Here is a 23,614-nt window from a genome sequence, read left to right as displayed (position 1 = left end):
GGAGTGACGATACATGTCTCGCACGCTGTTATCAGTCACCGTGGAACCCGGCTTGCGGTGCTCGCGCCAAGGGTCTAGATCCGCCCTTGCACGCCCTCCGAGCTACAGGTTGCTACGGGTCCTGCCCGCACTGGCGGAGGCGGGCTAGCACCCATTTAGTGGTGTGTACGACGTCCGCCGGCACTACTAATAGGGTGGCTGCTGTTCCTTGATCAGCCGAGGCGAAGGGCGTATTGATCCCGCCCGCCCGGTCTTCGGCCGAGCAATCTCCACAACGGAAGTCCGAGGCGATGAGCCTCCAGCAACGCTACGCGAGCCCGCTCCGGAGCCGTTCACGCCTGTCCGCGTGACGCCCCCGGAACCTTCGGAATCTCGCGCCTTTAGCGTTGCGCAAAATTTTGCATTCCAACTCAGAGTGAACCCGGAGGGTGGCGCCATGGAGAAGGAACTGAGTTCGAAGGCCCTGATCAACGGCAAGGAGCGCCGTGCGGCTCGCAGCAAGCCGAAGGGGGTCGCGACGGGGCTGGGGCTGGAGCGCTACTTCACGACGCCGGGCGTGGACCCCGCGGACGAGCTGGCGTGGGAGTACCGCAGCGCGAGCATCACCGGTGAGGACGGCAAGGCCGTCTTCGAGCAGAAGAACATCGAGGTGCCCCGCTCCTGGTCGATGCTGGCCACCAACGTCGTCGCCTCGAAGTACTTCCGCGGCACCCCGGGCACTCCCGAGCGTGAGACGAGCGTGCGCAAGCTGGTCGCCCGCGTCGTCGACACCCTCACCCGCTGGGGCGTCGAGGGCGGCTACTTCGCCACAGACGCGGCCAAGGAGACCTTCCACGCCGAGCTGACGCACCTGCTCCTTCGCCAGAAGGCCTCGTTCAACTCGCCCGTCTGGTTCAACGTCGGCGTCGAGGCGCAGCCCCAGTGCTCCGCCTGCTTCATCAACAGCGTGGATGACTCCATGGAGTCCATCCTCACGCTCGCGCGCACCGAGGGCATGCTCTTCAAGTACGGCAGCGGCACCGGCAGCAACCTCTCCAGCATCCGGGGCAGCAAGGAGCTGCTCGCGGGCGGAGGGACCGCATCCGGCCCGGTGTCGTTCATGCGCGGCTTCGACGCCTTCGCTGGCGTCATCAAGAGCGGCGGCAAGACGCGTCGCGCGGCGAAGATGGTCATCCTCAACGCGGACCACCCGGACGTGCTCGATTTCATCCGGTGCAAGTCCGCCGAGGAGAAGAAGGCCTGGGCCCTCATCGAGGCCGGGTACGACCCGTCCTTCAACGGTGAGGCCTACGCCTCGGTGTTCTTCCAGAACTCCAACAACTCCGTCCGCGTCACCGACGACTTCATGAAGGCCGTCGTCTCCGATGGCCCCTGGCAGACTCGCGCCGTGCGCGACGGCTCTCCCCTGGAGACGCACCGGGCTCGGGACGTGTTCCGTGAAATCGCCGAGGCCGCGCACCTGTGCGGCGACCCGGGCATGCAGTTCGACACCACGGTGAACGACTGGCACACCTGCTCGACCACCGCGCGCATCAACGCGTCGAATCCGTGCTCCGAGTACATGTTCCTGGACGATTCGGCGTGCAACCTGGCCTCGCTGAACCTGATGCACTTCCGCGACATCGCGGGCGACTTCGACGTGCCTGCCTTCAAGCACGCCGTCGATGTCCTGTTGATGGCCCAGGAGATCATCGTCGGCTTCTCGCGCTACCCCACCGAGCGCATCGCCAAGAACAGCCACGACTACCGGCCGCTGGGCCTGGGCTTCGCGAACCTGGGCGCGCTGCTGATGGCCTCGGGCCTTCCGTATGACTCGGACGCGGGCCGCAACTACGCGGCCGCCATCACCTCGCTGATGTGCGGCGAGGCGTACGCCATGAGCGCGCGACTGGCGGAGAAGCAGGGCCCCTTCGCCGGCTACGCGAAGAACGCCGAGCCCATGCTCGGGGTCATCCGCAAGCACCGCAAGGCCGCCTACAGCGTCCCTCAGCTGGGCGTCACGGCCGACCTGCACGCCGCTCAGAAGGCCGCGTGGGACGCGGCGCTTTCTCTCGGTGAGGCCCACGGCTTCCGCAACAGCCAGGTCACCGTGCTCGCGCCCACCGGCACCATCGGCTTCATGATGGACTGCGACACCACCGGCATCGAGCCCGACATCGCCCTCATCAAGTACAAGAAGCTCGTCGGCGGCGGCATGCTCAAAATCGTCAACCAGACGGTGCCCCAGGCCCTCGAGAAGCTCGGCTACCCCCAGACTCAGGCTCAGGACATCGTCGCCTCGCTCGACAAGGCCGACACCATCGAGGGCGCTCCTCACCTCAAGCCCGAGCACCTCTCCGTCTTCGACTGCGCCTTCAAGCCCGCCAACGGCTCTCGCAGCATCCACTGGATGGGACACATCCAGATGATGGAGGCCTGCCAGCCCTTCCTCTCCGGCGCCATCTCCAAGACGGTGAACATGCCCTCTGACTCCACCGTGGAGGACATCGAGAAGGCCTACCTGGAGTCGTGGAAGCGTGGCCTGAAGGCCGTCGCCGTCTACCGCGATGGCTGCAAGCGCACCCAGCCCCTCAACACCTCCAAGGCCGGCGTGAAGGACACGCGCAAGGCCGAACCGGCCCACGTCGTCGAGCCCGCCGTGAAGCCCGAGCCTCGCGCGGTGCGCCGTCGCCTGCCGGACGAGCGCCGCTCCATCACCCACAAGTTCTCGATTGGCGGCCACGAGGGCTACCTCACCGTGGGCATGTACGAGGATGGCTCGCCGGGCGAGCTGTTCATCGTCATGGCGAAGGAGGGCTCGGTGGTGAGCGGGTTGATGGACAGCTTCGCCACCAGCATCTCCCTGGCGCTCCAGTACGGAGTCCCGCTGAAGGTGATGGTGGACAAGCTGAGCCACACCCGCTTCGAGCCGAGCGGCTTCACGGGCAACCCCGCCATCCCCATCGCCAAGTCCATCACCGACTACATCTTCCGGTGGCTCGAGCTGAAGTTCCTGCCGAGCGAGGACCTGGTGGAGGACGCCGTCCTGTCTCCCGCGGATGGCGCGTCCACGCAGCCCGTCCTGCCCGCCCAGGCGGCCTCGCTGTCGCTCCCGTCGACGAATACGCGCGCGACGTGGCTCAACCAGGCGGATGCCCCGCCATGCCACACCTGCGGCGCCATCATGGTCCGCAGCGGCGCTTGCTATAAGTGCGGCAACTGCGGCGCGACCAGCGGCTGCAGCTGAACCTCGCGCGATGCGCTGAAGCACTCGAGGGCTCCGGAACACTGCTTCCGGGGCTCTCGCTGTTTTCCGCTCGCGTCTGTTCCGACGCGGGTTGCCGGGAGGCTGGGCGTCCACCTCCGCACTCGCGGGGTGCGCGAGGTCCGTGGGTGGGGACCTCGCGACCGGAGCAGGCGATGCGTTGCTCAGTCCGCCCGGGTCGCGGGCAACCGGTCGTAGACCTCCGAGGCCTTCGCGGACACTCGCGTCAGCTCATCGAGCGTCGTGGTGGCCACGTGCGCGCCTCCCGAGTCCGCGACGACGAACGCCACGGGACGCCCTCGGGCACGGATGGGGACGACGAGCAGGTGTGACGTGGGGCCGCCGAGCGCGGCGAAGATGGCCTCGTCCTGGACACAGGATGGAGCATCGAAGCTGCTGGGCCCCAGTTGGCCGAGCGCGGACACGAGCAGCGACGGGGCCTCCAGGTCCACCTTGAGCGAGGCCACCGCGGGGCTGTCACTCCCCGGCCCCCACGCATGGCCGACGCGCACGAGCCCGAAGCTCTCGCCGAGCAGGAAGGCTCGCTGGAATCGGCCCGCGCAGTAGGCGATCAACACCTTGCCGAGCACGCCTTGTGAGCCGACGTCATCGAGTGCCGTGAGGACCTGGTCCGCGGAGATCTTGGGGCCATCCGGGTTCACGTCCGGAGTGGACTCGTCCGCGGCGGCCAGCAGCGTCGCCAGTGCTTCCGAGGGGGCGCGCGCCTGGGGCTGCCAGGGCTGCTGGATGAAGTCCCAGGCGGAGGCGAGGGGCATTTCCGTGGTGGCACCCGCTGGCGCCGCGGAGCGAGCGTTGCCCTCGAGGTCCACCGCGCGGTCCTCCCACGTGCTCTCCGCGGAATGGCCGATGGTTCCGTTGCCTTCGGTGCCCTGCCACCCGACGAACTCCCACGTCGACGCGAGTTGCATCGGGGCATCGTCCGCCGCCGGCAGCTCGTCCAACTCGATGGCCGCACGGCGCGGCGCGGTGGGCCTGGGCTGTGGAACAGAGGGCACGAGCTCCGCGTCGGGCGGCCGGGGCTCGCGCAGTCCAATCACTTCCGCGCCGGAGTGAGCGACGGGTTCGGCTTCGACGGGTGACGGTGACTCTACGGGAGGAGGAGCCACGGATGCGGCGCCGGAGGACTCGCCGTGGGATGCGAGCATCGTCCCCGCGGCTTCGAGCGTCAGGGTCTCCCCCACGTCGCTCTCGGCGAGCACGGGGGACGGAGCACTCGAGTCAATCGCGGGGGATGACGTTTCCTGGGCAACCCGGCTCGCGTCACCGAGCGTTGCCTTCATGAGCTCCCAGTGTTCGTCGGACGGCGCATCCGTGCGGTCGGAAGCGGCGGCCTCGGGGTGCTCCGACGCACGGCCCTCCGTCGAGGACGGGGCCTCGGCGTGAGGCTTCACCTCGGGTTCGTCGAGATAGGCCACGGTGGTGGAAGGCTCGACGTGCGTCCCTGTCGAGTCGTTCAACGGCGCGGCGGTCTGGGGCTCATGCGCAGCCGACGCGGGAGACTCCTCCGCCGTCGCGCTGCCGTTGGGCTGCGCGGGGGCGAGGGCGGCCGAGGGCTCAGCGGCCAGCTCGGGCGCAGCCGTCTCTGTGGACCGCACCTCACGCGCGATGGGCTCCACCTCCGCGGAGGCCCCTGTGACCCGCACTTCAGGCTGCGCGACATCGCCCCAGTCATCGAGCGGGCTCGCGTCCTGGCTGGTGATGCGTCCATCCGACGCGGAGACATCTCCGGCTGCGTGAGGCTCCGCGGACGCACGATGCGAAGCCGAGGCACTCGAATCGACCTCCGCAGTGGGGAGCGAGCTGCCTTGTGATGCGGTCTGCGACTCGACCGCGAACGGCGCGGAAGCAATCACCGACGCGAGGGCCACGTCCGTAACCGTGTCGACAGCAGGTGCTACAATTCCATCCAGCGTCGTTGCCTCGGAGCTTGCGGTGGGAAGAGCCACCGCCATGCCATCCCCGACTTCTTCACGAGTGGAGAGTCGAGCCGCCTCGGCGTCGCCATGGGCTGACGATTCGGATTGGGATGCTGTCGCGGCGTTGTCAGCAGGAGAGGCGTGCTCCTCGACTCGCGCCAAGATCTCGGTCTTTGAAGCCGTGTCCTCTCCGTCCTGGAGTTGGGACGCGTGAGATGTGGCACTGGCATCATCCGAGGAGGTGGGCTCGAGCACACCGCCCTGCGCATTCGCAGGGACCTCGATGCGTTCGTCCGCCACACCTGATTGGGTGAGGTGCGTCGCCGCTCCGATCAACGGCTCGGGGGACTTGGCGACGGCATCGAGTGAGGCGACTTCGCCACTCGGCACAGTTCGAGCACTCGCGTCACCCGCACTCGACGGTGCCTCGGAGATTTCGGACGTCGTGAACTGCGGCGACTTGTCCTCAGCACGGTCCCAAGAGAGGAGCCCCTCCTCGGACGCGTTGCTTCGTGTCAGGTCGCTCGCTGTTTCGACGTTCAGCGACGAGACAGAGAGAGGTGCAGATGCCTCACCATCCTCGGCCCCTCGTGCATCCGAGGTCGTTTCCGTCGAGGGACTCGCCATGGCGACCGCATCGTCCGTCGCAGCCACCACGGGGGACTCGCCCGAAAGACTCGCGGAGTTCGACGAAGCGAGACCCGGCACTTGCACCGGTCCATCGTCGAGAGCACCGAACGCGTATTCATCGACACCCGTTGCGACCACCTCACGAACCGCCGAGACGTCGGAGACGTTCGCCGCCTTCGCCGGCCCGTCGTCGAGATGAGCGAGCGTCTCTTGCGAGATGTCGAGTGCGCCGCGCTCACGAGCCGCTGAGACGTCAGCCAGTCCATCCTCGAGAGCGCCAAGCGCCTCGTGAGCGAGCTCGGTTGCTCCACTCTCACGAACCGCCGAGACCTCCGTGGCCTTCGCCAGTCCATCAGCGAGAACGCCGAGCGCCGCGTAAGAGCTGTCGGGTGCCCCGCCCTCCCGAACCGCCGAGCCCTCCGTCACCTTCACCAGTCCATCATCGAGAACGCCGAGTGCCCCGCCCTCTCGAACCGCCGAGACATCGGCGACATCCGAGGCCTTCCCCGGTCCATCGTCGAGAACGCCAGGCACCTCTTGAGAGACGTCAGGTGCCCCGCCCTCTCGAACCGCCGAGACATCGGCAACATCCACGGCCTTCGCCGGTCCATCGCCGAGCACCTCTTGAGAGACGTCGGGTGCCCCGCCCTCTCGAACCGCCGAGACATCGGAGGCATCGGTCGCTTGCGCCTTACCGCCTTCGCGAGCACTGAGTACCTCGCTGGAGACTTCGGGCGCTCCTCCGCCGAGGGCGACCTCGGCCACGGAGACAGCAGAGATCGACGCGGGCGCGCTGTCCTCCGTGGAGAGGATCTCCAGGTCAGACTCTGCCTCCGCGGACACATCGAGCCGGCTCAGCGGAGCCTGCGAGACATCGCCGGCCGAGGGTGTTCCTGGTCCGATGCTCGGCAGAATCGTGCCGGCAGCCATGTGCGTCGGAGCGCCTCTTGGAGCCATCCCCGGAGGTTGTGGCGCGGCGCTCCCCTTCATGCCCGGAGGCTGCTGCAGCCCCATCGGCGGGCGCGGCGCTGAACCACCCACCTCGGGATTCATGCCGCCCACGGGCTGCGGCGGACGCACCATGCCCGGCGGCGGTGGAGCTCCGGGTCCTCCGGTCATCGGCGGAGGTCGGCCCCCTTGCATTCCGGGAGGCATGGCCCCCTGAGGCCCAGGGACCGTGGGGAAGCCCGTTCCCGAGGGAGGCCGAGCACCCGCCATCCCTGGAGGTACCGGCCCCTGCGGGGCGCCCAGCCCAGGCATGCCCGGACTCGAAGGACGAGTCCCCGCGACGCCCGGGGGCACGGGGCCCTGAGGTCCCGGACCGCTCACTCCCTGCGGAGGCCGAGGTCCCATCCCCGGCGGAACAGGCCCGGCTACCGTGGGCACGCCCGTGCGCGACGGAGGCCGAGCGCCCATCATCCCCGGAGGCACATGCCCAGGGACGCCCGGTCCCGACGGAGGCCGAGCGCCCATCATCCCCGGAGGCACGGAGCCCGGCCCACCCATCATCCCCGGAGGCGCGGAGCCCGGCCCACCCATCATCCCCGGGGGCGCGGAGCCAGGACCACTCACATTGCTCGGAGTCGAGGAGCCAGGTCCCCCCAGGTTCGAGGGTGCTCCGCCCACCACATTCGGAGGCACGGTGCCCGGCCCGCCCGCATTGCCCGGAGGCCCGAAGCCAGGACCGCCCCAATTCGAGGCCGGCCCACCCACCACTCCCGGAGGAGGCACGGGCCCAGGCATCGGCGACACCACTGCGCCCGGAGGCGGCCCACCCTGCGCGGGTCTCGCCACCATTCCAGGCGGCAGCCCCTGTCCTCCCGCTCCAGGTCCACTCGGAACAGGAGACGCGCCCTGAACCGAAGGCATCCCGCTGCTCGACGGCGGACGCGCCCCCATCATCCCAGGCGGCCCACCAGGTCCACCGGGCATGGGTGCGCCCCCTGGCGCCCTCGGCGGAACAGCCCCCTGAACCGTGGGCACTCCACTGCTCGAGGGCGGACGCGCTCCCGTCATCCCAGGCGGCCCCATGGGCCCCGGTCCACCCGACATCCCAGGAGGAACGGGCCCAGGAACCACGGGCATGCCCGCGCTCGACGGAGGTCGCGCTCCGCTCATCCCGGGAGGCACAGGTCCTTGCCCACCAGGCACCACGGGAATGCCCACGCCCGACGGTCGCGCGCTCGCAAGCCCCGGCGGGACAGCCCCTGTCCCCCCCGGCGCGCCGACGTTCGGAGGTGGCCTCGCACCGGGTCCAGCAGGCGCAGGCGGCCTCGCGCCCTGCGGCCCCGCGGACGGGGGACCCATCGGAACTCCAGGACCCGACTGCGGCCTCGCTCCCGGCCCCGCCACGAACCCCGGGGGCATCCCTCCCGGTGCCAACACAGGCGCTTCAGAAACGCCACCCGCGGCAACCGACGGCCTCGCCCCAGGCCCCGAGGGAGCAGACTCCACGAAGCCACCGGGAGCAGACGAAGGTCGCGTCGACTCCACGAGCGGGCCCGCGGCCCCAGGACCACGAACCGGAGGCAACCCCACGCCACCAGGCGCCGCCGCCCGAGCCAACCCCGGAGGCTGGACCGGAGACCACTGCCCCGCCGACTGTCGCGACACCATGCCCGGCGGCTGAGTGGACTGCCCCCCATGCGCCTCCGGGCTCCCCGCCAACACCGGGCTCCTCGGGGCGGGCGTCTCCACCACCTCCTCCATCACCCCTTCGAGCACCTCCTCGGTGTCCACCAGCTCGAGCTCCTCGGTGGGCTCGATCTCCTCCGCCGCCTCGAACTCCTCCTCGGGTTCGATCTCCTCCGCCTCCTCCATCGGCGCGGGCGGCATCGCCGGAGCCAACCGAGGCGGCTCCGCGGGCGCCAGCCGAGGCGGAGGCCCCGCAGGCCGAGCCCCTCGCGCCGCGTCCACCGATACCAACTGGGGAGGCTCCGGAGGCCGCGCCGACGTCGCGGGCCCCAACACCGGCGGCCCCGACTTCGGCACCACCGCCACGGGCGCCTCCGACGCATCCCCCAGCAGCCCCCCCGTGGACGCGAGCATTGGGCTCTCGCCCGTCCACGGAGCCTCTTCCGTCGTCGAGTCGTCGGAGTCGTCGCTCAGGAACTGCCCCGGCGCCAACCCGCCGAACATCCCCTCCGTCCCCGGAGCGGCGCGCACGGGCGCGGGCGGCGGCGCCACCTCGGGCTGCGCGACCATCACGCCCCTCGCGGCCGGTACCGGCGCGGCGGCGGGACGGGGCGGCGCGGCGGGAGCTAGCCGCCGAGCGGTCGCCATGCTCAACGAGCGCGAGTCGCGCCGGATGCCGTAGCGCTGGGCCTGGTATTGGAACAGCCGCAGCTCCGGCGTGATGTGCGGCAGGATTCGCAGGCCCGTGATGAACCCCAGCGCGTCCGTGTGCTGGATTTCGAAGGGGCTCGCCATGGCCACCCTCAGCCGGCGCCCCTCCTGTCCCAGAGGGAAGGCCAGGTGCTTCTCCGCGAGCGCCGCCGGCAGCAACGTGAGCGTCGCGTCCGTGACGGCTTCGAAGTCCGCCTCCTGCGCGACGGGGTAGCGGGTCTGCTCCCCCAGCACCATCGCCAGCGTGTCGATGTCCAGCATCTCCAGCTCGACGAGAATGGAGCCCAGCCGCCCACCGTAGATGAGCTGTGCCTTCAGGGCTTCGTCGAGCTGCGCCTGCGTGAGGAGGCCCTTGCGGACCAGGATTGCTCCGAGCTTTTCGGCCATGCCTCCCGGAGTCTAGACGGCTTCGCCCCACACGGGACCGGCCCCCGTGCCCCCTCGCTTCATTTCACCCAGGTCCGACGGCACCTCGCACACAACCCGGCGGCAACAATCGCGCTCCGTGTGAAATCAGACGGGCGCCCAACCTGCCTGCCCTCCCCCCGAGACAGTGTCACTTCCGCGTCCAGGACCCTTGCTCCCGGCAAACGCCGCCAGGCCCACATCTCATCGCCTTGTTGCAACTGGGTAAACAACTGCGAATCAGGTCCATAAGTGACACCCGCTATAACGGTGGGTGCAGCCCACGCTGCGAAGTCCCATCCCCTGCAGGAGAACCGATGAAACGATTCCAGCTCGCAGGTCTCGTCGCCGCGCTGTCGCTCAGCGCGCCGGCAGCGCTGGCCTCGTCACCCGTGTGTGAGGCGTCCGTGTCGCCCGCGTCCCAGCGCGCCACGAAGGTGGGCGAAGACGTGTACCGGCGCTTCGAGTCGGCCCATCCCTACGCCACCCCGGCGCTGCGCACGCGGAGCGGTCCGGTCCACACCGATGTCATCACTCACCCGGGGGCCGCGTACATCGCCGCGCACTTCGAGCGGCTGGAGCTGGCGGAGGGCGACTTCGTCGTGGTGCGAGCCCCGGACGGCTCCCGCTCCAAGCGCTACGACGCCCACCCCCCGGACGCGCGCGATGGCTTCTGGGCCCTGCACATCCCTGGCGACACGGCCATCATCGAGCTGCACAGCGCCGACCACCCCGGCCGCCAGGGCATCCTGAACCAGCACGGCTACAGCATCGACCGGTTCGCGCGCGGCTACACCAACGAGGAGATGGGCTTCACGTCCGAGCTGAACAAGGCCGTGTGTGGCGCGGACGACTCGCGCTGGGCGCCCTGTTACGCCGCCAGCGACCCCACCGTCTACGGCCGCGCCCGTCCCGTGGCGCGCCTGCTCATCGGTGGCTCCAGCGCGTGCACCGGTTGGCTCGTGGGCAGCCAGGGCCACGTCATGACGAACCAGCACTGCATCGCCACCGCGAGCGACGCGCAGAACACCGACTTCGAGTTCATGGCGGAGGGCGCCAACTGCGCCACGAGCTGTGGGAGCTGGTTCGGCTGCCCCGGTCACGTCATCTCCGGCGGCACCCTGGTCCAGGCGGACGCGCCCCGCGACTACGCGCTGGTGCGGCTCGCGGTGAATCCCACCCCCAGCTTCGGCTACCTCCAGCTTCGCGGCTCGGGCGCGGTGGTGGACGAGCGCATCTACGTCCCACAGCACCCCGCCGGGTACGGGAAGAAGATCGCCGTCGCCTCCTCGGACCCGACGGACGCGTCCGGCTTCGCGGAGATCTACAGCCTCAACGAGCCGTCCTGCCAGGCCGGCGGCCCCAACGACGTGGGCTACTTCGCGGACACGCAGGGCGGCTCCTCGGGCTCGCCCGTGATTGGCCACGGCGACCACCTGGTGGTGTCACTGCACCACTGCGCCAACTGCCCCAACCGCGGCGTGCCCATCCAGGCCGTCATCAGCCACCTGGGCGCCCACCTGCCCGCGTGCGCCCTGCCCGCCGCCGGCTGCCCCGACCCCAACGGCGACGGCACGCCGCCCCCGGAGGAGCCACCTCCGCCGGCCAACTCCTTCCCGTACACGGCCTCCAACACCAACGACGCCCAGCAGAACACCCACAACAAGCGCATCGCCCTCGCCGCCGGCCAGACGCTCACCGTGGCCACCTGCGGCCTGACGGGCGCGAAGACAACCGGCGACACCTACCTGCGCGTGCACAACCCGTCCGGCACCTCCGTGGCCGCCAACGACGACGCCTGCGGAGGCCGGGGCTCCAGCATCACCCACACCGCCACCATCACCGGTGAGTACGAGGTGCGCGCGGGCTGCTATGCCAACGGGAGCTGCGGCGGCACCGTGGTGTGGGAGATCTCCGGCGGCAGCAACCCACCCACGCCCCCCACCTCCGGCACCTTCCAGTACAACGGGACGAACACCGACAGCGCCCAGCGCAACACCACCAACCGTGACGTCGTCGTCACCGCGGGCAAGACGCTCCTCGTGGCCACCTGCGGCCTGCCGAACACGTCCTTCAGCGGAGACACCTTCCTGCGCCTCTACGGCAACGGAGCGCAGGTCGCGTCCAACGATGACGCCTGTGGTGGCCGAGGCTCCAGCGTGAGCTACACCGCCACCACCAGCGGCACGGTCCAGATTCGCGCCGGCTGCTACACCAGCGGGACGTGCAGCGGCACGGTGGTCTGGAACCTCCAGTAGCACGGAGGATTCCACTGTGCGTCGGGCCCTCGGAATTCCACGGCCCGACGCGGGCCCGGGCCTCGGATTTCCGAGGCCCGCTCGCCCTCCCAGACTCAGTACGCGTTCTTCGACAGGAACCCGCCGAGCGCGGTGCGCACGAGAATCTTCAGGTCCATCAGCAGCGACCAGTTCTCGATGTAGTACAGGTCGTACTCGATGCGCTTCTCGATGCACGTCTGTCCGCGCAGGCCGTTGATCTGCGCCCAGCCGGTGATGCCCGCCTTCACCTTGTGCCGCAGGTGGTAGCGCGGAATCTGGCGCTTGAACTCCTCGATGAAGACGGGACGCTCGGGGCGCGGGCCCACGAGGCTCATGTCCCCCGTCACCACGTTGAAGAACTGCGGCAGCTCATCCAGCGAGTACTTGCGCAGGAACGTCCCGATGACGGTGCGGCGCGGGTCGTCCTTGCGCGCCATCATCGCCCCGGAGTGCTCGGCGTCCACGCGCATGGTGCGGAACTTGAGGATGGAGAAGGTGCGCCCGTCCATCCCCATGCGCTCCTGGCGATAGAGCACCGGTCCTCGGCTGGTCAGCCGCACGGCGATGGCCGTGGCCAGAATCAGCGGCGAGGTGGCGAGGATGGCCAGCAGCGAGAAGAGGATGTCGAACGCCCGCTTGGCCACCCGGCTCCAGCCCTCCATCGGGTCGCCCTGGAGCCGGATGATGGGCAGGCCGCCGAACTCCTCCAGGCCGCCGTACAGCGTGATGTACTGGTAGAGGTCCGGCACCACGCGAACGTCCACGGTGCGCAGCGCCAGCTGCTCCATGAGCTGCTTGACGTGTGCCTGCTCCTGCAGCGGCAGTGCGAGGATGACCTGGTCGACCGGCTGCGCGTCGAGCACGCGCTCCACGTCGCCCACGTGGCCAATCACCCGCACGCCGCTGACGTACTGGCCCACCTTCTCCGGCCTCAGGGACAGAAGGCCCGTCACCCGGAAGCCCAGCTCCTTGTGGACCTCCACCGTCTCCACCACGCGCTGGCCCAGCTCCCCCGCGCCGATGACGAGGATGGACTTCAGGTTGTGGCCCCGCCGGCGCACCTCGCTGAGCACGTAGCGGAACGCCAGCCGGCTGCACGTCACCAGCACGAAGGCGTAGACGACGAAGATGACCAGCGTCAGGCGCGAGTAGCGCTCGCGCACGAAGTAGGTCACCGCCACCAGGATGAGCGTCGCGGTGATGGTGGACTTGAAGACCTCGAACACCTCACCGGTGTTCGTCCGGGAGCGGATGGCCGCGTACAGCCGCGACTGCTTGAAGGTCACCGGGAAGATGACCAGCAGCATCAGCAGGAAGACGAACGAGTCCTCCCAGGGAGGGATTCCCTCCGTGACGGGGACGATGCCCGAGAACCGCGTGACGTACGCCAAGGCGAACGCCAGCGCGAGCATCACCATGTCCGCGACCACCTTGATGGACGTGTAGAAGCGCTGGAGACGACTGAACACGCCTGGACTCCTGTAACCTGGTCAACGGGGCGCCACCCCACTGCAAGACTCGCACCCTGGTCCGACGAGCACGCGTCCTGCCCGACTCCCTCTGACGAGACGGCCTCCTAACACGGAAAAACGCGTGAAACCAATGGGTTACCTCCGCCCCGGCTGGACAATGATGGGGGGAGGACACTGCCGCTCGATGAAAGACGGAGGCAGGGATGACAGCGGCGTCACACCGCCGTGGCGCGGGTTGTGGATTTCGTCGACAGGCTGAGGAGCGACTCCACTTCGCGGAGCATCGCCTGCTGGAAGGACGCGCGGCTGAAGCGCTCGGCCTGCGAGCGGGCGTCTGCGGGATTGAAGCGCGCCTCCCAGGAATCGAAGCGGCGGACGGCCTCCGACAACGACGCGGGTGTCTGTTCTGAGAAGAACAGTCCGGTGCGGCTGTTCACCGTCTCCAAGGCGCCCCCCTTCGCGAAGGCGATGACGGGGCGGCCGGTGGCCTGGGCCTCCAGCGGGGTGATGCCGAAGTCCTCCTCGGGCGTGAAGATGAGGGCGCGAGCGTCCCGGTACAAGGACGGCAGGGCATCATCGGAGACGTTGCCCAGGAAGCGGATGTTGGGCGGCGGCGCGCCGGACGCGAGGCGGGCGGCCTCCTGGCCGGTGCCCACCACCCAGAGGGGAACGCCCAGCTCGCGGAAGGCCTCGAGCGCGATGTCCAGCCGCTTGTAGGGCGCGAAGGCACCGAGCCACAGGAAGTATCCGCCGCGGCCTCCGCCCTCCAGCGGAGAACGGGTGAAGCGCTCCAGGTCGACGGGGGGATGCACCACGGTGGCCTCGCGGCCCCAGAAGCGCTGGAGCTTGCCGGCGACGTGGTGGCTGTTGGCCACGAAGCGGTCCACGCGCGCCGCCGAGGCACGGTCCCACCGTCGCAGCCAGGGCCGCACCGCATGGGCCGCCGCGCGCACGGGCAGCCGGGCGCGGCCGGGGCCGAAGTAGTCGTCGAACAGGTCCCACATGTACCGCATGGGCGCGTGCACGTAGCTCAGGTGCGGCACTCCCGCGGGCGCGCGCAGGCCCTTGGCCACGCAGTGGCTGGAGGACAGCACCAAGTCGTAGTGCCCCTGGAGGCGCAGCGACTCGATGGCCTGGGGCATCAGGGGCAGCAGGTGCCGGTAGCGGGCGTGGACGCCGGGGAGGCGCTGGAGGAACGAGGTGAAGATGCGCCGGGACTCGATGGCGGGAGACTGCGTGCCCGGCTGGTGGATGAGGGTGTAGATGTCCGCGTCGGGGAGTGCTTCGCAGAGCGCGTCGAGCACGCGCTCTCCCCCGCGGTGGGTGACCAACCAATCGTGGACCAGGGCGACCTTCACGAGGGCGGCTTCTAGCACCCCCCATGCCGCGCACGGCCAGCAACATGAAGCAGGTGCCTGCCTGCCCCCATGAGGGCCGCGCGTGTGGTACGCGGGAAGCGTGGCTCAAGTCCTCCTCGACCTGCGCATGGTGCGCGGCCGGCTGCACGGAATCGCGCGCTACGCGCTGGAGCTGGCGCGGCGAGTGCCGATGCTCGCGCCGGACCTGCGCTTCTCCGCGCTGGTGCCACCCGAGGGGCTCCCCTCGGACCTGGGAGCGCTCGCGCCCCGGATGCCGCTGCACCGCTCGCTCGCGGGCTTCCTCTCGCCGGTGGAGCAGGCCGCGCTGGCGGCGGACCTGACGAAGCTCTCGCCGGACGTCTTCCACGCCACGTCGTTCTCGCTGCCGCTCTTCTGGCGCGGTCCGCTCGTCGCCACGCTGCATGACGCCAACCACGTCGCGCTCGCGCGGGAGTACACGCCGGCGCAGGCGCTCTACTACCGACTGGTGGTGGGCCCACGCGCGAAGCGGGCCTCGGCGCTGGTGACGGTGTCCGAGTTCTCCCGCGAGGAGCTCGCTCGGCACCTGGGGCTGTCGCCCTATCGGCTGCAGGTGATTCACAACGGCGTGGACCCGAGCTTCCAACCGCCGTCGCCGGTGGAGGCCCGTGCGTTCCGGGAGCGACACGAGCTGCCCTCGCGCTACGTGGCCGCGGTGGGCAACGCGAAGCGGTTCAAGAACCTGGAGCTGCTGCGCCACTTCGCCGCGGACCTGCCGGTGCCCATCGTCCTCCTGGCCGGCAAGGGCGCGGTGGCGCACGAGCTGGGGCTGCACGAGAACGTCCTGGACCTGGAGGAGCTGCCAGAGTCACAGATGCCGCTGTTCTACGGCGCCGCGGCCGCGCTGCTGTTGCCCTCGAAGTACGAGGGCTTCGGACTGCCCGCGCTCGAGGCGATGGCGACCGGATGCCCGGTGCTCGCGGCGGACGCGACGGCGCTCCCCGAAGTGGTGGGCGGCGCGGCGCTGAGGTTGCCTCCGGATGACCCGAACGCCTGGCGCGAGGCGACGCTGCGGGTCCTGCGCGACGATGCGCTGCGCTCGGAGTTGATGGAGCTGGGACGCGAGCGCGCCGCGCGCTTCACGTGGGACGAGTGCGCCAGACGCACCGTCGCCGTGTACCGACGCGTCCTCGAGAACCGCGTGTCCCCGGCCACCTGACGACTCGCGAGCCACGTGCGCGACGGCGTGCGGTCCGCCACCACGCCGAGGCAAGGCGCCTCCACGTGACGCCGCCCCGCCCTCACTCGTGCGCCGGGGTCACTGCCGCGTCGGGCCGCCGTGGCGCCGCGCCACGAAGCACCCCGCTCCCTTCACACAGCCCCAGCCCCCACACGAGCGCGAACGACAGGTGCACGCTGGAGTGGAACGGCAGGTAGTGCACGAGCGCCAGGATGTGGAAGCCCACGAACGACAACAACGCACCCGTGGCCGCGAGCGAGCCCGCGCGGTATCGACGGATGAGCGCCCAGCCCAACAGGCCGTGCACGGTGAGCATCAACACCAGCCCCACCAGCCCCGTCTCCGCCCACACGGTGAGCCAGAGGTTGTGCGAGTCCGTGGCCAGCAGGTCCGTGATGCCCGACTCGTCCTGCCGCGCGAGCACCGCCGCCTTGTGGTTGCCGAAGCCCACGCCCACCCACGGGTGGTCCTGGACGAGGCTCCAACCCACCGTCATCGCCAGCTCGCGCTCGCCGCCGTAGATGTTGTCCACCGCCTTCCCCAGGCGCGCGCGCCACGCGGGTGACGCCAGCACCACGACGATCAACCCGGCGATGAGCCCCAGCCCCACCCTGCGCGCCAGGCCACTCACGAGCAGCAGCAACGCCACCACGCTCACCATCAACGCCGCGCCGAGCGCCGCGCGCGCGAACGCGTTGTAGATGGACACCAACATGCCCAGCACCACCACACCCGCCAGCAGCCGCCGGCGCGCGACCTCGGAGCCTCCGAGGATGGCCAGCGCGGGCCCCAGCGCGGCGATGGCGCCATGGGCGAAGCGCAGCCGGTGGAAGAAGATGCCCCCCGCCGCGTAGCGCGGTGAGGCCTCCGTGCCGAAGTTCTCGTGCAGCCGGGCCAGGTTCAGCTTCAGGAACGCGGGCGGCTCCCAGGGCCAACGCACGCGGTTCTGGAACACGCCCAGGCCCGCCGCGAACAACCACCCGCCCAACACCGTCCCGGCGATCGCCAACCAGGGCACCCCCACCGAGCCCACGCACGCCACCGCCGCTCCCGCCACGGAGTCGAGCACCTGCCCGTACCGTGAGCTCCGCGGCCACGCCGCCGCCGCGCCCGTCACGAGCGCGAGCGCGGGCGACACCACCTGCCACGCGCACAGCGCCACGCTCGCCAGGACATACGCGCGCACGTCCCGCGCGAGCACGAGCCTCCGCTTCGCCAACAGCACCAGCGAGAGCAGCACCGCGGCGGACGCGGCCACCTGCAGCACGACCTCCGCCAGCACCAGTCCCACGGCCCAGACGAGCAGCACTCCGGCCACGGCGCGACGAAGAAGAATCTCCAGCCGGGGCTGGGAGGGTTGGTCCATGAGGGGGTTCACGCTATCTCACGGCGAGCCAACGGCGGGGCACGTGAAGAAACCCCTCCCGCCGGAGCCAGAGCGCGGCGGCCGCCAGCACGAGGATGACGGGGGGTGTCCACGCCGCCACCGGGGGCGACAGGCGCTCCGTCAGCACCAGCGTGCGGCACACCATCATCAGGCCCCACATCGCCACCGCCACCAGCAACCCCTCGACGATGGCGGCGGTGAGGTGGCCCTTGCGGCTGTTTCGCAGCGCCAGTCCCACCCCCAGCAGCGCGGCCGGCAGCGCCGCCAGCGGATAGGCGAAGCGGTTGTGCAGCGCGAGCTCGAACTGCTTGGTGGCGAGCCCCACCTCGCGCCGGGCGACAATCTGCTCGCGCAGCTCCCGCACGCGCATCTGCTCCGGGCGCCCCGGGCGGATGCGGAAGGCCGAGGCGGCGATGCCCAGCTCGTACTCCGCGCTCTCCAGGCTCTTCACCGAGGTGCCCTGCTCCCCATTGAACGTGCGATCCACCACATCCGTCAGTCGCCACCGGTTGCCGTCCAGCCACTCCATGCGCGCCGCGTCCAGCCGGCGCTGGAGCTTGAACTCCCGTGACACCGTGAAGATGGAGACGTTTTCGAAGCCCTCCTGCGCACCGCCCGCGCGGAGGATGAAGATGCGCTCGCCCTTGCGAAACCACTGCTTCGGCGTGGAGTAGGAGCGCAAATCTCCCCAGCGGTTGAAGCGCTGACTCGTGATTTCGTCCACGCGACGACCCGCATGGGTCGCGATGAACTCGTCGAAAGCCACCAGGCCCAGGCACGCCAGCAGTCCGAAGACCAGCACGGGCACATACAAGGCGGTGGGACCGAACGTGAGCGCCCCGATGGCCGTCACCTCTCCCTGCTTGCGCAACGCGGAGACCGTCGTGCCCGCGGCCAGCAGCAGCGCCGCCGGCCCCAGCTGCTGCAGGGCCATCAACGCCTTGTAACCGTAGAGCTTCGCCGCGTCGGCGACCCAGCCAGGGCCCTCGTAGATCTTCACGCGGTCGACGAAGTCCACCACCACGAAGACGAGCACCAAGCCAAAGGCGATTCCCAGCGCGAAGCGGATGTACGTCCGCAACACGTAGCCGAAGAGCGTCAGTCTCACTTGAGCGTCCCGGACCGGCTCACCCGGTAGAGCGCCACCAGGCCCATCGCCATGAAAATCAGGTTGGCCAGCTGCCCCGCCAGCAAGGGCGGCAACCGTCCTTGCTGCCCGAACTGCTCGAAGACCCGACTCAGCATGTAATACAGGACGTAGCCACCCAAGGTCAGCAGATAGCCCCAGGCTTTGCCCGCCTGGCGCCGGCCAATGGCCAGCGGCGTTCCCAGCAGCGCGAAGGCCATCGGGGCCAGCGCGGCACCCAGGCGGCTATGCATGGCGGTCAGGGGGATGTGCGGGTAGCCGCCATTCGCCTTCGCGTCCTGCGCCGCTTCGTACAACGCCATCAGCGTCGTCTCCTCCTTGCTCGAGGTGAAGCGGCGCCCCTTCGCCGATGCCCCGCCGAACTCCAGATTGATCTCCGCTCGGTCGAAGTGGATGAGCTCGTAGGACTCGGAGGCACGGGCGGAGCGATGAACCTCTCCCCCCTCCAACGCGAATCGCAGCACCTGACTGCCGCTCGCGGTGCCCACCTTTCCACGGTGCGCCACGACCAGGAGCGGCGTTGTCTGCTCGCGCTCGTCATGCAGGAGCACGTTGGTCCACTGGCCGTCCGGAGACACCTCTTCGGTGTACAACGTCAACGCACCGAAGTTCTCGTAGAAGGTGCCGGGCTTCACTTCGCCCACCGCGTTGCGCTGGATGACCTCGCTCACCAGCTCGGCGACACCCGAGCTGCCCCAGGACAGCGCCGTGGAGGTGATGAGCAACATGAGCGCGCTGAGCACCACGGCGATGCCCATGGGCGCCGCGAGCAGGCGCGCCGGCCCCACGCCCAGGGATTGAAGCGCGGTCAGTTCATGGTCCTCACCGAGCCGTCCCAGCCCCAGGAGGATGGCCAGCAGGAAGGCGACGGGCAGCGCCATCATGAGGAAGCGCGGCGTGAGGTAGACAATCAGCCGCGCCACGTCCACCAGCGTCACCGACGCCCCGAGCAGGACGTCCGTCCCCAGCAGGAACTGCATCACGAAGAGCAGCAGGAACAGGAAGGCCACCCAGACACCGAGCGGCACCAGCAATTCCTTGAGCAGGTAACGCGAGATGCGCGTCACGGCGTCGCCTTCAGCCCCTTCGCGCCGATGTCCCGACGGAAGTGCATGCCCTCGAAGCGGACCGCCTCCACCGCCGCGTAGGCACGCTCCCTCGCCCGCGCCAGGTCCTCGCCCCGGGCACACACCGTCAACACGCGTCCGCCACTCGTCACCAGCGCCCCGCCCCGCTCCTCCGCGCCCGCGATGAACACCGTGGCGTCCGCCGGCACCGCGTCCAGCCCGTCGATGCGCTGACCCTTGCGCGGCGACTCCGGATAGCCCTCCGCCGCCACCACCACGCCCACCGACGCGCCCGACGCGGCCACCAGCGGCCTCGACTCCAGCCGCCCCCGCGCGCACGCATCCACCAGCGGCAGCAGGTCCTCTCCCAGCTGCATCATCAACACCTGCGTCTCCGGGTCTCCGAAGCGCGCGTTGAACTCCAGCACCTTGGGCCCGCTCCGCGTGAGCATCAGCCCCGCGTACAGCACGCCCCGGAACGCAATCCCGCGCCGACGCAGCACCGCCAGCGTGGGCGCGATGACGCTCTCGCCCACCTCCGCCAGCTGCCGCGCGTCCAGGAACGGCGCGGGACTGTAGGCCCCCATGCCGCCCGTGTTCGGACCGGTGTCGCCATCCCCCACGCGCTTGTGGTCCTGCGACAGGGGCAGCATCGCGTAGCGCTCGCCGTCGCAGAGCGCCATGGCGGAGACCTCCTCGCCCTCGAGCAGCTCCTCCAGCACCATGCGCTGGCCCGACGAGCCCAGGGCCGCGACGGCCCGCACCGCCTCGCGCGCGGCCTCCACGTCATGCGCGACGATGACGCCCTTGCCCGCGGCCAGCCCGTCCGCCTTGACCACGATGCGGCCCTGCGCCACCGCGTAGGCCTCCGCCTCCGCCGCGTCCGTGAAGGTCCGGAAGGCGGCGGTGGGAACGCCCGCCTCGGCCATGATCTCCTTCGCGAAGGCCTTGGAGCCCTCGATGAGCGCGGCGCCCGCCACCGGTCCGAAGCAGGCGATGCCCTCCTTCGCCAGCGCGTCCGCCACCCCCGCCACCAGCGGCGCCTCCGGCCCCACCACGACCAGGTCCACCGCCTCGCGCTTCGCGAGCGCCACCACCTCGTCCGGCGAGTCCGCCTTCACCGGCACATTCGTGGCCAGCTTCGCGGTGCCCGGGTTGCCCGGGGCACACCACAGCCGCGTGAGGCGCGGGCTCTGCGACAGCTTCCACGCCAGCGCGTGCTCACGGCCTCCGGAACCCAGCAACAGGACCTTCACAGCCACCTCATCTGTCCAACAGGTAGAGCATCCGTTTGGCGGGGAGGTACTCGGGGTCCAACCCCACCACGCTCACGAGTTCCTTGCGCGCCTCGGCTCGACGCTGCGTGGACTCCAGCTCCGCCAGCCGCACCCTCGCGGACCAGAGCGTGGGGGACAGCCCCAGCGCATCCCGCAGCGCGCGCTTGGCCGGCTCCACCTGACGGCCGTCCGCCAGCGCCCAGCCATGCGCCAGGTGCGCCACCGGGTGCTGCCGCCCCGCCGACACCGCGCGCGTCGACAGCGCACGCGCCTCCGTCGAGTTGCCCTTCCGCGTGGCGATGAGCGAGCGGTATGCCAGCGCGTCCGCGTTGTTCGCGTCCGACTCCAGCACGTCGCGCAGGTGCCGGTCCGCCGCGTCCAGGTCTCCCTGGTGGAAGCGCAGCACACCCTCGTAGAGGGACGGCGCCGGGTCATCGGGGTTCTGCGCGAGCGCGAGGATGGTGCCCTCCACGCCCTTCACCGTCTCCGCGGGCCGCAACCAGAAGCGCGTGCTCACCGGCCGGGGCTCCAGCCGCAGGGGGTCCGAACCCAAGGCCTGCTTCAGCGCCCGGAACGCCTCCGTGCCCCGCTTGGCCGAGGCCTCGGCCACGCCCGACAACAGCTGCGCGTCCAACCGTCGCGCATCCAGGCTCGTCGCCGTCTGGAAGCGCTCCAGCGCCTCCAAGGGCTTCTTCTCCAGGAGCAGCAGGCGGCCCTCCAGCACCGCCTCCAGCGCGCGGTCCTCGAGCCGTCCCTTGATGCCATCCAGGTGCTTGCGCGCCCTCGCCGCGTCGCGCTGCTCCAGCGCCACCAGGAACACCTGGAGGTGCGCCTCGGGCAGCTCCTTCGACAGGCCCAGCGCCTCTTCCGCGGCCTTCACGCCCGCGTCGCTGTTGCCCGCCGCGCGCTCCGCGGCGGCCAGATGCACGAGCACCTGCGCCACGTCGCGGTGGTCGTGGCGCTCGCGCGTCTTCAACAACGCCCGCAGCTCGCGCACACCCGCGGCGGCGTTGCCCTCCGCCTGATAGCGCAGCACCGCGAGCGGCAGGAGCGCACGCAGCTCCCCGGGGTCCGCCTTCACGCGCGCCTCGTACAGCTTGCGCGCCTCCTGCGGCTCACCGACCTCCTGGTAGATGCGCGACGTGGCCGCGAGGCTGTCCCAGTCCCGAGGGTCCGCCGTCAGGCGCTTGCGCAGCGTCTCCAGCGCGAGCTTGTACTCACCGGCGGACTCGTGCGCGAGCGCCCGGTAGTACTGGATGCGCTTGAGGTCCGGGGCGAGCTTCTCCGCCGTGCCGAACTGCTGGTCCGCCAATCCACCGGACGACGACAGGTAGACGCGGCCCATCACTAGGTGGGCCTCCGCCTTCTGCGCATCCGTCACCTTCGCGTGCGCCAGCGACTCCTCCGCCAGCACCCGGGCGCGCTCACGCGGCGAGCTCTGCCGCGAGCGCGTCAGCAACAGGTTCGCCTCCGCCAGGAGCAGCAGGGGCACCCGTCCCGCGCGCAACTGGGCGGCCTCGACCAGCTCGCTCGCTTCCTTGAAGGCCCCGTCGTCCAACCCCGCGCCGCGCCCCAGCGCCAGCGCCTGGACATAGCCCGCGATGGCCTCGTCGCTGCGAGGGTCCAGCAACAACGCCTGCTGGAAGGACTCCTCGGCCTCCGTGTACGCCGAGCGCTCCTCTCGGGCCAGCTGTCGCCGCCCCTCCTCGAGGCGCTGCGCGCTGGTGCCCTCCAGCTCCAGGTACTTCAGCTTCCAGCGCGGGAGCACCGCCTGGATGACGTCGGGGATGGGTGCCACGACGGGCGTCGCCGCCGCCTGCCGCGCCTCCTGCTGGTGCTGCAGGTAGAAGTAGCCGCCGACGCCCACGCCTCCGAGCACGAGCACCAGCCCGCCCACCAACCCCCAGCGCCCACCACCACCTCCCGACGGGCCCTGCTTCTGCGCGGAGCCCGAGCGCACATTGGACGGCGGCGGACGCGACGCCGCGGCGCGCTTGCCACTGCGCGGCTCCGCGCCCAGCTCCGGCGCGGCCGGCGAGGGAGGTCCCCGCATCGTGCTCACGTCGTCGCGCATGCTCTGCCCCAGCGAGGCGTCCACCCCACCCTCCTCGGGCGCGGTGAGCGGGGGCAGGAAGTCCATGCTGCCCGGCGCGGCGACGGGCGCGGGCGCGGCGCCCTTGGGCGCGCTCCCCGCGGACTCACGCTGACGGCACGCATCACAGATGCCGAGCGCCTGGTCGAACGGGTCGACGAGCGGCTTGTTGCAGGTGCGGCAACCCATGGTCGCCGGCTTCGGGCCGGGAGCAGCGGCGGCCGGAGGCGCGGCGGCGCGCGGCGGCGCCACGGAGACCGGCACCGCGCCAGGCTCCGAGGAGATGCGCGCGACGGGCGCGGGCGGCGCGGTGGGCGCGGGCCCGAGGAAGTCCAGCAGGGGATCCGCGCCCGCCGAGGGCGCCGGCGCGGGCCCGCCCAGGTCGGCGAAAGGGTCCACAGGGGGCGCGCTGCTCGGCGCAGGCTCCGGCAGGGCGCCGAAGTCGCCGAACAGGTCGGCCTCCGGCGCTGCGGCCTTCGCGGAGCGTGCCGGAGCGGCGGGGGCCTGCGCGGGCGACGGCGCCGGAGCGCCGAAGTCACCGAACAGGTCATCCGCGGGAGGTGGCGTGGAGGAAGCGGGCGCCGCGGGACGTGACGGGGCCGCCGGCGCGTCCTGTGAAGGCACGGCCGAGGGATCCCGCCGGACGAGCTGCAGGTTCCGGCAGCGGGGACATTGCGCGCGGACGCCCTTGGCCGTGATCAGTCGATCATCGATGGCATAGGCGGCGGCGCATTTCTGGCAGACGATGCGCATGA

12 protein-coding genes and 1 pseudogene are annotated in these 23,614 nt (G+C 70.5%); 4 read left to right on the top strand and 9 right to left on the bottom strand.

Annotation, left to right across the window (positions count from 1 at the left end):
* Nucleotides 1-436 precede the first annotated feature (436 nt).
* Nucleotides 437-3,226 carry a vitamin B12-dependent ribonucleotide reductase gene (locus LXT21_RS26685; RefSeq protein ID WP_254041014.1) on the top strand — a complete coding sequence of 930 codons (2,790 nt, stop codon included), beginning with the start codon at nucleotides 437-439 and terminating at the stop codon, nucleotides 3,224-3,226.
* A gap of 182 nt (nucleotides 3,227-3,408) precedes the next feature.
* On the opposite strand, the gene LXT21_RS26680 is transcribed toward LXT21_RS26685, so the two are convergent.
* Nucleotides 3,409-5,133, bottom strand: a complete 1,725-nt coding sequence (locus LXT21_RS26680) for a general secretion pathway protein GspE (protein WP_254041202.1) — start codon at nucleotides 5,131-5,133, stop codon at nucleotides 3,409-3,411.
* 3,409 nt (nucleotides 5,134-8,542) lie between these two features.
* Here LXT21_RS26680 and LXT21_RS26670 point away from each other — a divergent pair.
* Nucleotides 8,543-9,127 (top strand): hypothetical protein, encoded by a 585-nt coding sequence (locus LXT21_RS26670; RefSeq protein WP_254041013.1) that lies wholly within the window; start codon nucleotides 8,543-8,545, stop codon nucleotides 9,125-9,127.
* A 44-nt stretch (nucleotides 9,128-9,171) separates the two neighbouring features.
* Here LXT21_RS26670 and LXT21_RS45680 read toward each other — a convergent pair.
* A pseudogene (locus LXT21_RS45680) lies at nucleotides 9,172-9,393 on the bottom strand (GspE/PulE/PilB domain-containing protein); the annotation flags it as partial.
* Between the two features lie 485 nt (nucleotides 9,394-9,878).
* Between LXT21_RS45680 and LXT21_RS26665 the strand changes: the two are divergent.
* The gene (locus LXT21_RS26665) at nucleotides 9,879-11,819 is read left to right on the top strand and encodes a trypsin-like serine peptidase (RefSeq protein ID WP_254041012.1); all 1,941 of its coding nucleotides are present in this window, start codon (nucleotides 9,879-9,881) and stop codon (nucleotides 11,817-11,819) included.
* A 95-nt stretch (nucleotides 11,820-11,914) separates the two neighbouring features.
* Here the strand turns inward: LXT21_RS26665 and LXT21_RS26660 are convergent, their stop codons facing one another.
* A complete protein-coding gene (locus tag LXT21_RS26660) occupies nucleotides 11,915-13,309 on the bottom strand; it encodes an undecaprenyl-phosphate glucose phosphotransferase (RefSeq protein ID WP_254041011.1) in 1,395 nt (464 codons plus the stop codon).
* A gap of 218 nt (nucleotides 13,310-13,527) precedes the next feature.
* The gene (locus LXT21_RS26655; protein ID WP_254041010.1) at nucleotides 13,528-14,670 is read right to left on the bottom strand and encodes a glycosyltransferase; all 1,143 of its coding nucleotides are present in this window, start codon (nucleotides 14,668-14,670) and stop codon (nucleotides 13,528-13,530) included.
* Nucleotides 14,671-14,797: 127 nt separating this feature from the next.
* On the opposite strand from LXT21_RS26655, the gene LXT21_RS26650 reads away from it, so the two are divergent.
* Complete coding sequence (locus LXT21_RS26650) at nucleotides 14,798-15,868, top strand: glycosyltransferase family 4 protein (protein ID WP_254041196.1); 1,071 nt, start codon at nucleotides 14,798-14,800, stop codon at nucleotides 15,866-15,868.
* Between the two features lie 82 nt (nucleotides 15,869-15,950).
* Here the strand turns inward: LXT21_RS26650 and LXT21_RS26645 are convergent, their stop codons facing one another.
* The 5 genes from LXT21_RS26645 to LXT21_RS26625 are packed head-to-tail and all read right to left on the bottom strand — an operon-like array spanning nucleotide 15,951 to nucleotide 23,612.
* Nucleotides 15,951-17,255 carry an O-antigen ligase family protein gene (locus LXT21_RS26645; RefSeq protein ID WP_256572000.1) on the bottom strand — a complete coding sequence of 435 codons (1,305 nt, stop codon included), beginning with the start codon at nucleotides 17,253-17,255 and terminating at the stop codon, nucleotides 15,951-15,953.
* A gap of 13 nt (nucleotides 17,256-17,268) precedes the next feature.
* Entirely contained in the window at nucleotides 17,269-18,384 is a 1,116-nt protein-coding gene (locus LXT21_RS26640) for an LptF/LptG family permease (protein WP_254041008.1), read from the bottom strand.
* Complete coding sequence (locus tag LXT21_RS26635; protein ID WP_254041007.1) at nucleotides 18,381-19,490, bottom strand: LptF/LptG family permease; 1,110 nt, start codon at nucleotides 19,488-19,490, stop codon at nucleotides 18,381-18,383. The genes LXT21_RS26640 and LXT21_RS26635 overlap by 4 nt, the downstream gene beginning before the upstream one ends.
* Nucleotides 19,487-20,752: a phosphoribosylamine--glycine ligase gene (gene purD / locus LXT21_RS26630; RefSeq protein ID WP_254041006.1), complete on the bottom strand. Its 1,266-nt coding sequence runs from the start codon at nucleotides 20,750-20,752 to the stop codon at nucleotides 19,487-19,489. Before purD ends, LXT21_RS26635 begins: the two co-directional genes overlap by 4 nt.
* A gap of 1 nt (nucleotide 20,753) precedes the next feature.
* On the bottom strand, nucleotides 20,754-23,612 hold the full coding sequence (locus tag LXT21_RS26625) for a zinc-ribbon domain-containing protein (protein ID WP_254041005.1): 2,859 nt from the start codon (nucleotides 23,610-23,612) through the stop codon (nucleotides 20,754-20,756).
* Between the last annotated feature and the right edge of the window lie 2 nt (nucleotides 23,613-23,614).

Origin of the sequence: Myxococcus guangdongensis, assembly GCF_024198255.1 — a bacterium.
GTDB lineage: Bacteria > Myxococcota > Myxococcia > Myxococcales > Myxococcaceae > Myxococcus > Myxococcus guangdongensis.
Note: the sequence above shows the minus strand (reverse complement) of the source record. Positions and strands in the feature narration are given on the sequence as shown.

Coding starts and splice junctions, on each gene's coding strand:
- LXT21_RS26685 (WP_254041014.1), top strand. CDS start 437: ATGGAGAAGGAACTGAGTTCGAAGGCCCTGATCAACGGCAAGGAGCGC.
- LXT21_RS26665 (WP_254041012.1), top strand. CDS start 9,879: ATGAAACGATTCCAGCTCGCAGGTCTCGTCGCCGCGCTGTCGCTCAGC.
- LXT21_RS26650 (WP_254041196.1), top strand. CDS start 14,798: ATGGTGCGCGGCCGGCTGCACGGAATCGCGCGCTACGCGCTGGAGCTG.
- LXT21_RS26645 (WP_256572000.1), bottom strand. CDS start 17,255: ATGGACCAACCCTCCCAGCCCCGGCTGGAGATTCTTCTTCGTCGCGCC.
- LXT21_RS26625 (WP_254041005.1), bottom strand. CDS start 23,612: ATGCGCATCGTCTGCCAGAAATGCGCCGCCGCCTATGCCATCGATGAT.